Raw genomic sequence first — 13,863 nt, 5'->3', positions numbered from 1 at the left:
CACCCTACAGCCAACGACTAATGAATTTCCTGGCCCCCAAAGCCATGACTTTTCAGTTTCCATTCCTCAAATTTATTTCCTTCGTTCATTCTGTTTCTTTTCCCCATTTCGGAAATTAATTCTGGCATTCGGTATAGGCGGCATCATGGATCAGAATGTGATTGGGGAATGGGTGAACTTTGGCGCGGCGGCACAGGTGCTGTCTTTACTTCATCGATTTTTGGAGGTGTAAGGTGCGGTGGAAGCTGCTCCCTTTGAGTCTCACGTTGATGAGGTGTGCTCGCCCGTCCGGCGTCCAGTGCTTCGAGAATGGCAACGGCAATGAGCGCGATGACTGCCCCGCCTGCAGTCGCCATAGCGATCGTGAACAACTCATGTGACTGCGATGCTCCAGCCGACAATCCGAACAGACCACCAATTAACGAGGCTGCCATAAATCGGCCGAACTTTGATTTACTCAGCTTCTTCCAGAGATATTCAATAATTCTGTCGTTCATACGAAATTGTGCTGCCGTTAACGTAGAAAACTGAGCCACCGCCGACTCGTGACATGAACCGCGACAGCACCCACAATTCGCGCAGCGAACAACCCTTTTGGAGCCACTAACTCGTGGCCGCGTTGGGAACTCAAACGGTCAGCACCAACCGCGTTTGGCTCCGGCGACTTGTCAGGCAGCAATTTCATGGATCAACTCTCCGAACAATACAACGCACGACATAAATCATTCCCAAACTCCCGCCAACACCAACTCCCATCCAAAACCTAAACTTCATGGAACCGATGGTATCATGCTCGACGTGTCGCTGTGCCATGTCGCGCTGATAATGAGTGTCCGCGTGATACTGCCCAATATAATCCTCAAACAGAAAACCAAGGCCGAGAATAATGGCTGGCATGGCAATAATCGAAACATACTTCAGCCATCGCAACCACCAAACATCTCTGGGCGAATCAGAATCTGATGACGGGTCAGAATCCAAAGCTGCCTCCTCAATCGAAGAAAGTATCTCGCTCACCGGATCGCTGTTTTGATCATCGCCTTCCATACGCGCTCGCTTGTTGCCTACGCTCCAAGCTCATCGACCCGGCCCACAAGGGTGCCCGCTTGCAACCGAAGCGCGATGGCCGGGCTCGCTGCAGTGCATAATTAGGCCTCATAGTTTAGACATTGCGGTAAGATAAATCTGAATCAGCTTGACGGTACATACGAGGGTCAAGAATACGAAAGCAAGGAAACCATACATGCCGCCAGGGAAGCTTGTAAGCAGTGCGACAATAACGAACCGAACATATGACCAGAAGGTCTGCTGAGCGAACAATGAATAGGATTCGAATGACAGCTGCATCAATCTTGGAATACGCCGCCAAACGTTTTTGAGCGTGGAGGTGGTAACAAGATAATGCGTCTTGCGCATCACGCGATAAGCGTTGCGCTCTATATCGTTCCGCTGGGTGCGCGACTTGGTAAGTAGATGAGTCTGATATGCCTCTAGGCGCTTTTCGATCGAGGTCGCTGCCGACTTGGCAAAGACCGACCCACCGATGAAAAGAGCTGTAAACACCTCAAACACCAGTCGCAACGATGCTTCCCATCGGCCTAACCAAGGCTGATGCTGTCGAAGAACCAAGTGGAGGGATGAAAGAAACCTCTCTGATATGACGTTGTCGACGACGCCGGGGAGCGATAACGCGGCGCAAAACAACAAAGTGAGAACGGCTGACACCAGCCAAGCGATTTCAACAGGCCTCCTGTAGGAGAGTCCCATCGGGAAAACAATCATGCGCGCGATGGTTCTAGCGAGGTGCATGGGTGATGCCTAATAATTAATATACAAACGGCGGTTCGCATAAAAGGGCTTCCTTCTAATTTGTCGAGTAAGCAAAAACTGAAACAGTTTCTGACGTCTCTGGCTCAGAAGAGTGTCGCGACCAGCACCCTGAATCAAGCCTTTAACGCGGTTAGCTTTTTCTATAAAGATGCTGTGACCACTCTGATCCCGGAAAATACTTTCCCGTTCCATTACTCACCGCCCAATCGCGCAGGGAGTTTTCACACAGCCTCTCACATGGTTAGGCGGTGCGGTCATCGTTGCCAAAACTTTCTGTCCTGAAGTGTCCGGCCAAGCAAGCCATGTGGAACTTCAATCTTGGTCTTGGTGTAGCGGATGCCCAAGTTGAGAATCTCACAAGTGCAAGTGTCCTGTGCCCACTCCAATGGGTAAACCTCCAACCGTTCCGGCACGAAACTCACATCGCGCTGCAAGCGAGTGCGCTGGTCGGCCGTTAGTGTGATGAAACGGTTCGAGGTCGTAAGTGATGACATCTGCTCCTTCGTGAGCGCAAGCACGGTCGCTGGCACGGAAACTCGGCTCGTGCGAAAAGATCGAAACGGGATACCATCAGCCAGTGCTTCAAGCGACGCCGCGGCCAACAACAGGAGGATAATGGTGATGTGTTTCATGTGCGTGTAGTGCGGCTAACAATTAATATCCAACCGGCGGTTCGTAAATGAAAATGGTGGAATGAATACCGAAAAAGTGGTGACGCCCACCTCCATTCGCTGCAGCGCATGGTTAGCCCCCGTTCGCCACATGTCAGTGAGGCCTGAAATCTTCCATGCGGGCCACATCGAGAAAGTTGTTCTCCCAGATCACCGGGCTCTCGTAGATGCGACCGCCAAACGAGAGATTGAGCACCGGGTCGTGCAGGAGACAGCGGGTGATGGGCACTTCAGAGCCAACAACCCCCATCTGCTGTTGCTTCCATTGGCGCGTAGTCATCATCGGGCCGGGAAATGCACTCTTGACGACGTCCGTGATTGGGGTGGATGGAAACTCGTAGAGATACGAGCAACGCAGCTTCGGATCGAGAGCCCCAAACGGTGAGAGGCGCTCCGTCTCCTTTGTAACCGGGCAAATCAACGCTTCCGCTGGGAGATATTGCGGGACTAAATCCGAGAGCCAGTTGGGAACCTCCTTGTGATCCTTTCGGTAGGCGACAATCGCGGCGGCAATTTTTTCGAGGTTCTGTTTGCAGCCATCCACATCGGCTTTGTTTGTCGATGGATCGTAACTGTATGGATTCGGTGGCGGTGCTTTTGGCTGCGCGGTTTCCTGTGCGGTGCCGGTGCTAAAAGCGACGAAAACCATGGCGACCAATAGTGCTAGTGCCGCGAAGTAATAATTTCGATTGGCGTTCATATTCGGGTTTTGTTTGAGTGCTCCTGCTCAGAACGATGCCGCAGCCAGCACCCAAAATCAAGCCTTTCACGCAAGTATCTCTTTCTACAAAGACGCTCTTGGGCATGCAGTCGAAAAACATCCAGGCTTTACAGGCCGGACGACCAACCTAGGCTCGCCACTCACCGACTCCGGATGGATCTCCTTCCCCTCAATCCCTCTTAATCCACGGGCTGATTTCCTCCTCAAAATCCTTTTGTGGGACCATAACCTTCGCCACATCAGGCTCAATCCGCATCAACGCGTTCGTCGCCGCCATCCGACTCGCCCCGATTTCCTCCCGGGCGATGCTCAACAAGGTCGGCACCGCCGCCCTGGCATCCGGCCCGAATTTCTCCAACATATAAATGATGTCTACGTAATCACCGCTCCCGTCTTTCCGCAACGACTCCACCTTCTTTATGAGCCTCGGCACCACCTCGTCACCCGGCACATGCACCGATACCAACGCATACAATGCCGTGGAACGCATTTTTAGGCCAGGATCGTCCAAAGCCCGGCTCAGTACCGGCACAGCATCATTCGCCGACGGCCCGATTTTCTCCAAACATATCATCACCATCCTTCGCACCATCATATCCTTATCATCCATCAATTGAATCAAGGCTGGCACCGCCGGTTTCGCTTCTGCTCCCAAAACATCAAATCCCCAGGTCGCCAACGGCCGCTCTTCCCTGGCCATCAAGGGAATCCGCACCACCGATTGTCTACGTAGCAACATCCATATTTTCACTTTCAGCGGCGAATCCTTTGCTCCCACCATCCTCACCAAATGTGGCAAAGCATTCGTCCCAATCTTCCGAATCGCCAGCTGCGCCTCACCGGGCGTTTCTCCCGGAACATGAAATTTCCCCGTCCGCTGCCACCCCGACGTCTCGTGTTGCGAATACAGCCGACACCACTCCGTTAAACTCTTTCCCTCAGAACGTGGCTCTCGTCCCGCGTACGCCATCCACCCCGCCGCCGCCACTGCCAGCACCACTACCAGCGAAACCATCAACCCCATGATTCTTCTTCTGCTCATTAAAATATGTATCCTGGCTGTAACACCTCCGAACAAAAATTCTTGTCCGCCGTAATCTCTCTCCTTTCAACTATCTCAACTTACTTCAGCTTATTGTCCTTATTCGCTTCTATCAGTTTCAAGAAGTTTGGCATTGCCGCTTTCGATCGCTCCCCAATTGCACCGAGGGCCACTGCCGCAATCTTCCTGACCTGTGCATCGGAATCCTTCAATTTCTTCGTCAACGCTGGCACCACAATATCCGGCTGCCCCCCAATCTCCTGCAGCGCCACCCAGGCATTCAGACGGACCGTGTCATTCTCATCCTCCAGGCATTTTATCAAAGCTAGCATGGCCACAATTCCATCCTTCCCGGCCACCTTTAACCTCCAGGCAGGCCCTCTCCGAACATTTGTTCCCCGAGATTCTGGATCTTTAACCAGGCAGGAAATCGTCACCTCTAAATCTATCTTCATCAAAGCTCCTGTCATAGTGATGCTTTCATTGTAACCTCCGCTCCCGGCTCTTTTTAGTAGTAGAGGGAAGGCAGGCTTCGCCTTCTCACCAAAACCCACCAACACACGAGCTGCATTTTGGCGCATGGTTTCATTCCTATCCTCCAAACATCCCATGAGTGCGGGCACAATCACCTCCGCTTGTTCAGGAAATTCTTCCAAGGCATCGGCTGCTGCACTTCGCTCCATTACGCTCCCGCTCTTGAGCATCGGTATTAATATTGGCACCACCACATCCCCTCTGGAGGTAAATCTGCCCAAGGCCATTATGGCTGCACACCGACTCAATTGATTTGGGTTGGTCAGCGCCGCTTCCAAAACCGGAATGGCTTCCTCCCCCACCTCGGACAAGGTATAAGCAACCTCCTGCGCTCTATGTCCCGCAGCGATGCTATCTCCACTCATCTGTTCCGCCAGCATTGGGATTGCACCTCTGGCTTTTGGTCCAAGGACTCGTATCCCACGGAGTGCAGCACTTCGCTTTTCATGTGCCCATTGAAAATCAAAACCTGTCCACCGTTGCCACCAAGGCAGGTATGCAGCGGCAATTTTGATCCGGGAATCTTTCGCTTGCAGCAGGTTGACCAGGTAGGGCACCGCGTTGGTTCCCATCTCGCGCAAAGCATCAACGGCAGGATTATATACGCCAGCTCTCGGCGGATTCTGACGTAAATCTTCCAACCACGCGCTGAGCCCCTTCCCTTCATATTGCGGCTCCCGAGCCCCCAGCATCATCACGAATAAAAGAACTCCGCCACCAGCGAGCAGCGTCAAAATCAAAGTGAGCCGTTTCTTCCCCACGCCCCCACCCTACCAAACCACCTCCCCAAATCGAGAATTAATCACGCCCCGCCGCAACACGCCCCGCCGCAACACGCAACACGCAACACGCAACACGCAACACGCAACACGCAACACGCAACACGCAACCATCCCCAAACCTCCGTTCTCTCCGCGCCCTCCTGTTGAATAGTTTCGAATCCCTAAAGGGGCACCGCTGGGCAAATTAGGCAATCCGTCATGTCGCCAAAGCAGCCTTTATTGCTTTTCACTCTCCGCCTTCAAGCGTAATCTTCGCCCCATGAGAGCGGGGTATAACGAACCACTTGGGAAATTTCACCGATCTGCTTGCGCGGCAGAATGCCATTCTTTGATCAAATGCGTTGTCATGATGGCCATTCTCGCTGCCTTGAGCCTGGCCTCCGCCTTGGCTGACGGTTGTTTTGTTTTCAAATGGAACAAGGCCATTGACATAAACGAACCTACACAGAAAGCGATTATCTTCCACGACGCCGGTCGCGAGGACCTTCTGCTCCAGGTGAAGTATGAGGGACCGCTGGAAGATTTTGGTTGGCTGATCCCAACGCCAAACCTGCCAGACGTCCGGGAAGGGACCATGGGGCCATTCTATGAGCTAAGCAAATTGACGCAGAGACACTTCGGGTCTGGTGAAGGCTGGGGGCGAGGTCGCGGCCTTGACACGCTTTCAAACGGCGGATCGGCTGAGGACGTTAAGGTAATTCAAATCAAGACCGTCGGCGCGTATGAAGTGTCCATTCTTTCTCCCAAGGACGCCGGCAGTCTGCAGCGGTGGCTCAAGGCTCACGCGTATTCCTTCCCCGAAGGAAAATCCGAAATAGTGGAGGAATATATTCGACTGGGCTGGTATTTCATCGCCGCAAAGATCGAGTTGAATAAGGGACTTGGTTTCAAGAAAGTGCCTGCCACCTCGCCGAAGGAAGCTCCAGGCGCGGCCACCGCCCGCACGACACTTCAATCCAAGCTTTCCAGCGGGGAACTGCACCCGTTGTTGATCAGCTTCGACACCCCAAAAGCTGTTTTCCCTTTGAAAATTTCAGCGGTTGGCGGCAAGCCTTCCGAGGTCTCTCTTTACGTCATTGCGGCAGAACCCTTGCTGAGTCGGTTTATTTATGGACAGTCCGTCGAGAGGCTCGGCCAAAAATATAACCAATGGGAGGCGGAAAAGTCGGCGCGGCAGGAAAGTCGTCAGAAGTCGCATCAGAATATGAGTGCGCTCGGACTTCAGATGTTCTTGGATTCGTTTTACTCAAAAGATCCTAGAGATCCGATTCGGCAACGCCTTCGCGACTACACTCGGGAGGAGCTTCTGGCTCTGGCGAGTGAAGGGGAGAGGACTGTGCAAAAAGATGAACTCAGCGAAATCTATTATGCGCCACCGGGAGAGTTGCTTCAATGTCTGCGAGTGAATGACAAAGAACTTCCTGCTTGCCGCAAAAGTTTTTCGCGCTTGAAAAATGGAGACTGGTATCTCACCAAGCTGGTTCACACGTTCGCTTCGGCCGATATGCGCGATCTCGAATTCGAGCCGGCGTTCCCCGCGCTCGCTCGCACGTTGAGCCAACCCGTGGGGCAAATCCCCGCACAAATCCTGGGCCAACTTGGTCCAAAGGCGCAGGTCTATTTGACTCAGGCTTGCAGCAGCACAAACTCCGTCGAACGTCTCAACGCGGTCATCGGAATTGAGACAAGTCGTACACCAGGTTTTGGCGACACCCTGGCAGTACTTCTGAAGGATCCAACGCCCGCGATCCGCCTTCACACGTTGCGCGCCCTCGATGCCAATACGGTGAGCCGGGTTGTTGATACAATTATAGCGCTCCTACGAGATCCCAACCGCGAGATTCGGCAGGAAGCCTGCGGACTCCTTGATAACGAGTCTGTGGATAGAACTCCCTTCTATCTGGCGCTGACACGGGATCCTGACCCAAACGTTCGGATGTCCTCAATCGGCATTGCCACCTGGATAAACAGGTATGCCCCTTCGGATAAAGTTTTCCAAGAGACACTGCGGCTGTTAAAAGATCCGAACGAAGACGTCCGGACCGGCGCTTTGCATGCGCTCCTCCAGATGCGCGCCAGGATCTCTTCCCAGGAGGTACCACGAGTGGAAATTCTGCCATTCCTGAGCAGCCGGGACCCCGAAGTCCGTGGCATGGCCTATGCCCTCCTACGCGACGGTCCTCAGGTGCCCGGCAACCCATGGGCGGCCCTTCCCTCCAGCGAAACTTTAGGCCTCCTAAAAAATCCCGTAACAATGGCCCGTCTCATGGGACTAAAAAACCTGCAGAGCACCGGTGATGCCGAAGCGGTGGAATTGATCCTTCCGCTGCTCACCGATACCAACAAACTCGTGCGGAACCGCGCTTTCTTTGTTCTGCGGGAAATCACCGGTGGCGATGTGTCCGAAAATGACCCTGCCAAATGGCAAGCTTGGTGGAAGGCAAACAAGTCATCGTTTCGCCCGAAACAAACGGTCGATCAAAATAAAGAATAAGCGCTGGCAAAGCTCATCAGTCCCCGCCTCTTCTCATTAACCCCCTGTTTCAACTGGGGGTTATTCGCCCTCTGCGCACTCCCAACCGTTTCAACTGTTTTCCATTTCGTCAATGACTCTGCAACCTCTTCACCAAACTTCGGACGCGAAGAGACAGCCGGGCAGTTTCTAAAACAACGGCACCTCCACCACCTTCTTCCCCTGCTTAAACCGCAGCACCTTGCCCCCGGACTTCTCCTCAATCCTGCACAATTTCGCCAGCGCCGATGTCTCCTTCGCCGTGGCCTCCACAAAAAAGATCACCACGCGATGCGCCGCTTCCTCACCCGCCTTGAACTTTTTCGGCTGATCAGAATAGGAGCCATAAAGCGAATCCGCACATACCGAAATCCCCGGCGAATACCCGGAAGCCTGCGCATAAGCCATTCCCTCTCCCGCCATCATCACGACGCCCAACCTGCCATCCACGTTGACCCAAGCTCCGGGAATAGCCGCAAGCTGCCGGGGCTTCTGCGCATCAAAGATTATCTGGCCATCCTGATCGGACACCACCCGCATGCCACCGCTGATCTGGTCGTTTTCGATACCCACCGGAACTCCCAGCGCTTTCTTCACCGTGACATCCTTCACCGCCGTGACCTGGTCTTGATAAACCACCGCCTGCTCCCCGATCGAAGTCACTTTCACGGTCTGCTTCAACCGTCCGCCATTAATCAACAACGTCCCGGTCGTCTCAAAACCGTCCAGCGTCTTTTTCCACGAATGTTCCTGAACCGTCATTTTGGCATCACCAGCCGGAGCCAGTTCAAACGATCCAACCAATCCGTTCAGGATCGGAACCGTGAACTCGGGATTCCCCTCGTGACCTTCTCCAATCGGAATGAGCTGGCCCATGATTTGGTTCTTCCAGGAAAAAGTCACAAACTTCTTCCCCGTGCGATGAACAACAAAGTCCACATAACGATACTCCCACACGCCCTGGTCGCAGGTCGTGGCAGCCCGGTCACTCAATTCCTTCGTCGCCGGTCTGAACACTTTATGCGCAATGAAGCCATAGGCCGCCTGCTCGGCGTTGACCGAGTGGCGCGTGATTCCGAGCTTCGAGCCAGGAACGGCCAAATCCCCCTGCTTCATCACCTGCCAGGCACGAAGATATTGCAGACTCCTCTGCTCGAAGTGTGCGGCGAGCGGATCCTTCCCATGCGTGGCCAGCGTGGCAAACAGGTTGAGGTAAGGCAGGGCGTGCAATTCCCAGTCCATCCCCTGAGGATAAGCCGCCTCGCCCCACGGCAAAAGGACTGTCTGAAACATCCGCCAAGTGTCCATGAGATGGTGGGCCGCCGCCTGCGGAATAGGCCGGCCGGCATAAGTGTAATACATCGCCGCCTGCGTCAAAAAATAGGAACTGCACCCGACATACGCGGGATGAAATTTGTTGTGGTTTTCGAGCGTAAAATCCGGTTGCAGATTCGCGCCCTGCACCCACTGGTTCACGGCCCGCCCGTCCACCAGGCTGGTGTCCTCCAGATCAGCCGCGGTGCAAAGCGTGTTCATCATGTACTTCTGCGCCGTTTCATGCCAGGCAGCGGCGTGCGGATGCGAGGGAAACATCAATTCACCCAGGACCAGGCACGGCACTTCCCACCCGTTTTCCTCGGCCTTGGTATCCAACCAAAGTCCGGTCGGTGGCGTCCGCTTGGCCAAAATATCATCCTCCGAAGCCACCACGCGCTGGATGCCTTCCTGCAACCCGGGCTCCAATTTGTCCCACATCAACCACGCGCCAAAGAGGAGCGTCCCCGTCCACATGCCCGACTGCCAACTCTCGGAACCAAACTTCTCCGTCGCACCCCACTGTTTGCCATTCGTGCATTTTTGTGTGCCGGTGACATGCGTGGCCGTGGCGTAACGTAGCGCTGCCGTGGCTTTGGCCAACAACTCCCGTCGTTCTCCCTCACTGAGCCCATCGTCATACTTGAGCAATGTTCCACTAGCCAGCACCATGTTGGCGATGGTCCGGATGCCTTGATTCCCGCTGCTAACCCCGTCGCCCCAGTAGCCCACCGCCGGATCTGACGCCGAACTCTTCCAGTCCTGGTCGGCATGACGGCAGGCATCGCGCAGAACCAGGGTATAAGTTTTCAAGACCTCCCGCTCCGAAAGCGGGTGGATCTGATAAATGTCCTTTGCCAACGAACAAAACGGCAACAACAACAGGACCAGAAAAAATCTCATATCGCGCCGCCAGTAGAGGCCAGGAAGATCGTGTTCATGAATGAATCATCCCTTGGCAACGCCCTCTCTTCAAACACTTTTTGCATCAGACAGAGCCCGCACCCCATTTCTCTCCGGAACATGTTCATTGTGCAAAAATTTTATTGCACCAAAGCCCACATGGTCCCAGGCCCACCCTCACATCCCCGCACTCAGCCCAATCTTCGCCCGCACCTCCATCACCTCTGGATGCGCCCACTGCGTCGGCGTGATCTGCCCCAACTCCTTGCAGGCCTCCACCGGATTTCCCAGCTCATTCCAACCCTGCGCCGCGCGCAGGTAATGCGTATCCGGCGCTTCCAGCGGCTTCAACTCACACAAACTCTTCAGAAAATTCCCGGCTCCAAAAGTAAACCCCGGCTTCCCCTTCTCCCCCGCAACGTAAAGCACCGCGCGAAATTCATTGCCCTTGATGCTGCGCACCACTTCGACTGGCAACTTGCACAAATCCACGGCCTGGGCCTCAGACGTCACCCATTTGTTGTTCTTAGCCAGGTACTTTCCGGTCTTAATATTTTGGATCAAAACTTTCACGCAATACCTCTAGCACGACCTCGCAGTCAGACGGGCGACGTTTCTACCCTCCTCCTTTGTCCTACAAAAAACCAAAGGGCCGACCCCATTGCTGAGACCGGCCCACACACTTTCAATGAGAACAAATCATTGAATAGGTTTGACGCCTCCAATGCACCCACGTTCAATCCGCATGTCCTCAAATATCACTATAATCTGCAGCTATTTCGCTATCAGCAATTTGCAGCCTTTGTGCTCAACGCTCATGAGGCCCGAGGCCTTTGTCTTTATTCGTGGTTGCTCCTCAGGGAAACGTCACCCGGAAGAACCGCTTAGGCACCGCCGAATTGACCGGCGTAGACCAGTGCAAAGCCCCATTAACATCCGCTGCATTCGTGCTCACGTTCGACCACGTCACCAAATCATCAGATATTTGAATCACATAAACCTGCGATGCAACCCCTTGCACAGAAAGCTGCAACTGATTATTCGCCGCTGGCTGTATTGCAGTAATCTGCGGCGCTGGCAGATTCGTATACGTGGCACTCACCACCGCATTGCTGCCCGGCATGATGAACGACGTGGTCATTGCACCTGGGCTGCTCACGCCCGCCCCTGCCCAATGATCAAATTTCTGACCGGAAGGTGCCGCCTGCACTGTCAGGCTGAGAATGGAACCGGCTCCGTACGCACCGCTCCCACTCCCTTGGCTGACAGTCAACTGATACGTGCTTGCCCCATTCGTTCTCCAATAACGCAGCAATTCACGCAATGCCTGCGGCGGATTCGTTGGTGATGGCCGTCCAAGCTGATCCTTGTCGTTGATGCCGTGGCAATTCGCACAGGTGCGAATTTCACCGGGGCGGAAAGTTAGCCAGAAACGCTCCTTCACAATGCTCAAATTATTGTTGGTGCCCGTCAGTTGCCACGTTACCGCGCGTCCCGCCGGCACGATCGTTGCCTGCGACCCATCCGGCATCAATTCACTGCCACCGAACGGCGCATTGGGCCGGCTGCTCGGCGGGTTAAAATTGGCCGTATCATGCATCGGCGTGGCCAGAATGCGCCGGCCCGGCTGAATGTTTGTCGTATTGTAATTATATCCGCGCAGATAATCCGCCTGCAGAAACTGCAAATGCGTGATGTCATAATTGGTATGACCGCCCGGCACAATCGAACTGGCCCCGCCCGGCACCCGCAGGTTGAACGGCTGCTGCTTGTCCGCCGCATCCCGCGCCGTCACATTGCGGCTGATCACCAATGCCAGCCCACGAGCCTTGAGATCCGCCTGGAAAGTATTTAGATCCACATTCTCCTCGCTGAAAACCTGCGCCTCCACGCTCGCCACTCCCGGATTCCACGGCTGCGGCACGGAGCGCGATGTCACCTCCACCGGCTGCAATTCCCACAAAGTACTCGTATTCGTCACCAACGTGGTGTCGTCCCAATAAACGGCACTGCCCGCAATGCCGCTGGTCAGCAGTTTGTTCGTCGTCCACGTCGCGCCGTTGGGCGTCATTGTCATCAAACGAAAATGGTATGCCGGAATAATCAAGTTTGCGGTTCCAGAGTTCGTATCCACTGCATTTGCGCCAGTGTAAGCCGCGACCAGGGACTTATCAGACATCGGCAGCGGATTACGATACACTCCCGGCGTCGCTGCCAGATTGGAAATCTTGGGCGTGATATACGAAACCACCATGCCCGTCGGATTCAGCGAAATCCCGCCCGTAAGCGTGATGATTTGCCCCGCTGTATGGGTGCCACCAAACGGACTGAAATCCGGCGCATCGACGCCGAAATACGTTCCCGGTTGGCGCGGGTCCTCGGCGATTTGAAAAAAGTTATCCAGATAGTTTGTATTCGCGCTCACGATTCCCGCTCCCGCACGCGCGGCTGCAGTATTATTCGTCAGCGGCACCAAATCCAAATCCGCCCGAAACGTGGTGGGGATGGTTTTGTTTAACTCATGCCGGCCGACATGATTCAGCAATTCCTCATTGCCACCATCTTGCGAAAGCATCCAGGGAAAGAACTGGTTGAATGTATTCCCATTGATGTTCAGCGCATTCAATGCGTTCGTATCAAAATTTCGCGGCTCGGGAAAGGACTCCACCAGATTTGTCAGGATGGTTGCATTCGGCAATTCCGATGAAAAGTTCAATGACCCATTCGTTGCGCGACCCAGCCGATCATCCGTCGAATTACTGTCCACCACCAAATGGTCCCACCGCGTCATAATGAGCCGGCCGAAACTGTCTATAAACGGATTGAACGCGCCGCTCGGCGTATGCTCCAGCACACGCAAATCGTTCGTGGTGGGATCGATGCTATAGACGCCGGTTATGGACGCCGCACCCTTATACTCCTCGCGCTGCGGATAAAGATGTGTCAGCCCATTGAACGGCCGGTCACTCATGAAAATGATCCGCCCATCCGTCGCATAGCAAGGACTGACGTTGTTGTAATTCGTCGGCTGGTTGAGAACTTTCACAATCGCGGGAACCACATTCGAGTTCGCCACCACCGCGGTCAGGTTCGTAAGTTCATAGAGCTGCCAGAAGAAAATATTAGTATCGCCCGAGAATCGTGGCGCACCCACCACCATACTGAAGAGCACCTTGCCTCCGCCCCAATGAATCTGAGGATCACGCACCGCAATGCCATTAGTATGTTGCACCCCGCTCATCCCAAGACCCGCCGCATGCGTGAGATTCAGCAACGTGCCATTCGTATACAACAGCCACAAATCCCCGCCGCGTCCCGCTCGCGCGGTGTCCGAGCACTGATTGCCAAATAATGATACAACGGAAAGAAACGTGTTCGACACCGTGCTGTTAAGCTCTCTCGGAATCGGCACCTGGGTGACAAACACCACCGGGTTCGTGAGCCCCGCCAACCCCGTTGGCCCCGTGCTTGCGGTTGCCACCGAAGGCCTTCCACCACACCAAAGCCCCGCCAACAAGCAGCCCATGATCAATAAATTTGAGCGCCTCACGCCC

The 13,863-nt window shown here is 54.3% G+C and carries 12 protein-coding genes; 2 read left to right on the top strand and 10 right to left on the bottom strand.

Annotated features, from left to right (window positions below):
• Nucleotides 1-143: 143 nt before the first annotated feature.
• From CFLAV_RS13940 to CFLAV_RS13930, 3 genes are all read right to left on the bottom strand, one after another.
• Nucleotides 144-497, bottom strand: coding sequence for a hypothetical protein (locus CFLAV_RS13940; RefSeq protein WP_007415386.1), 354 nt, complete (start codon nt 495-497; stop codon nt 144-146).
• 184 nt (nt 498-681) lie between these two features.
• Complete coding sequence (locus CFLAV_RS13935; RefSeq protein ID WP_007415384.1) at nt 682-1,047, bottom strand: hypothetical protein; 366 nt, start codon at nt 1,045-1,047, stop codon at nt 682-684.
• Nucleotides 1,048-1,155: 108 nt separating this feature from the next.
• On the bottom strand, nt 1,156-1,809 hold the full coding sequence (locus CFLAV_RS13930; protein ID WP_007415383.1) for a hypothetical protein: 654 nt from the start codon (nt 1,807-1,809) through the stop codon (nt 1,156-1,158).
• 60 nt (nt 1,810-1,869) lie between these two features.
• On the opposite strand from CFLAV_RS13930, the gene CFLAV_RS37850 reads away from it, so the two are divergent.
• A complete protein-coding gene (locus tag CFLAV_RS37850; protein WP_160164579.1) occupies nt 1,870-2,112 on the top strand; it encodes a phage integrase N-terminal SAM-like domain-containing protein in 243 nt (80 codons plus the stop codon).
• Here the strand turns inward: CFLAV_RS37850 and CFLAV_RS13920 are convergent.
• The 4 genes from CFLAV_RS13920 to CFLAV_RS13905 form a co-directional block, all read right to left on the bottom strand.
• Nucleotides 2,085-2,462 (bottom strand): hypothetical protein, encoded by a 378-nt coding sequence (locus CFLAV_RS13920; protein WP_007415381.1) that lies wholly within the window; start codon nt 2,460-2,462, stop codon nt 2,085-2,087. The two genes, CFLAV_RS37850 and CFLAV_RS13920, sit on opposite strands and share 28 nt — an antisense overlap.
• Nucleotides 2,463-2,595: 133 nt before the next feature.
• On the bottom strand, nt 2,596-3,201 hold the full coding sequence (locus CFLAV_RS13915) for a hypothetical protein (RefSeq protein WP_007415380.1): 606 nt from the start codon (nt 3,199-3,201) through the stop codon (nt 2,596-2,598).
• Between the two features lie 190 nt (nt 3,202-3,391).
• Nucleotides 3,392-4,264: a HEAT repeat domain-containing protein gene (locus CFLAV_RS13910; protein ID WP_150107414.1), complete on the bottom strand. Its 873-nt coding sequence runs from the start codon at nt 4,262-4,264 to the stop codon at nt 3,392-3,394.
• Between the two features lie 80 nt (nt 4,265-4,344).
• A complete protein-coding gene (locus tag CFLAV_RS13905; protein ID WP_007415378.1) occupies nt 4,345-5,559 on the bottom strand; it encodes a HEAT repeat domain-containing protein in 1,215 nt (404 codons plus the stop codon).
• Nucleotides 5,560-5,926: 367 nt separating this feature from the next.
• Here CFLAV_RS13905 and CFLAV_RS13900 point away from each other — a divergent pair, with 367 nt between their 5' ends.
• Entirely contained in the window at nt 5,927-8,074 is a 2,148-nt protein-coding gene (locus CFLAV_RS13900; protein ID WP_007415377.1) for a DUF2330 domain-containing protein, read from the top strand.
• A gap of 168 nt (nt 8,075-8,242) precedes the next feature.
• Here CFLAV_RS13900 and CFLAV_RS13895 read toward each other — a convergent pair whose 3' ends face one another.
• The 3 genes from CFLAV_RS13895 to CFLAV_RS13885 form a co-directional block, all read right to left on the bottom strand.
• Complete coding sequence (locus CFLAV_RS13895) at nt 8,243-10,309, bottom strand: hypothetical protein (RefSeq protein WP_007415376.1); 2,067 nt, start codon at nt 10,307-10,309, stop codon at nt 8,243-8,245.
• Nucleotides 10,310-10,486: 177 nt separating this feature from the next.
• On the bottom strand, nt 10,487-10,882 hold the full coding sequence (locus CFLAV_RS13890; protein ID WP_007415374.1) for a hypothetical protein: 396 nt from the start codon (nt 10,880-10,882) through the stop codon (nt 10,487-10,489).
• Nucleotides 10,883-11,165: 283 nt separating this feature from the next.
• On the bottom strand, nt 11,166-13,835 hold the full coding sequence (locus CFLAV_RS13885) for an InlB B-repeat-containing protein (protein WP_150107413.1): 2,670 nt from the start codon (nt 13,833-13,835) through the stop codon (nt 11,166-11,168).
• Nucleotides 13,836-13,863 lie beyond the last annotated feature (28 nt).

It is taken from the genome of Pedosphaera parvula Ellin514, from assembly GCF_000172555.1.
Taxonomy (GTDB): Bacteria; Verrucomicrobiota; Verrucomicrobiia; order Limisphaerales; family Pedosphaeraceae; genus Pedosphaera.
The sequence above is the reverse complement of the archived record's forward strand: the minus strand, read 5'-3'. Positions and strand labels throughout refer to the sequence as shown.

Excerpts from the sequence above, each read along its gene's own strand:
- CFLAV_RS13930 (WP_007415383.1), bottom strand. The coding sequence starts at position 1,809 with ATGCACCTCGCTAGAACCATCGCGCGCATGATTGTTTTCCCGATGGGA.
- CFLAV_RS13910 (WP_150107414.1), bottom strand. The coding sequence starts at position 4,264 with ATGAGCAGAAGAAGAATCATGGGGTTGATGGTTTCGCTGGTAGTGGTG.
- CFLAV_RS13940 (WP_007415386.1), bottom strand. The coding sequence starts at position 497 with ATGAACGACAGAATTATTGAATATCTCTGGAAGAAGCTGAGTAAATCA.
- CFLAV_RS13895 (WP_007415376.1), bottom strand. The coding sequence starts at position 10,309 with ATGAGATTTTTTCTGGTCCTGTTGTTGTTGCCGTTTTGTTCGTTGGCA.
- CFLAV_RS13900 (WP_007415377.1), top strand. The coding sequence starts at position 5,927 with ATGATGGCCATTCTCGCTGCCTTGAGCCTGGCCTCCGCCTTGGCTGAC.
- CFLAV_RS13920 (WP_007415381.1), bottom strand. The coding sequence starts at position 2,462 with ATGAAACACATCACCATTATCCTCCTGTTGTTGGCCGCGGCGTCGCTT.
- CFLAV_RS13935 (WP_007415384.1), bottom strand. The coding sequence starts at position 1,047 with ATGGAAGGCGATGATCAAAACAGCGATCCGGTGAGCGAGATACTTTCT.
- CFLAV_RS13915 (WP_007415380.1), bottom strand. The coding sequence starts at position 3,201 with ATGAACGCCAATCGAAATTATTACTTCGCGGCACTAGCACTATTGGTC.
- CFLAV_RS13885 (WP_150107413.1), bottom strand. The coding sequence starts at position 13,835 with ATGGGCTGCTTGTTGGCGGGGCTTTGGTGTGGTGGAAGGCCTTCGGTG.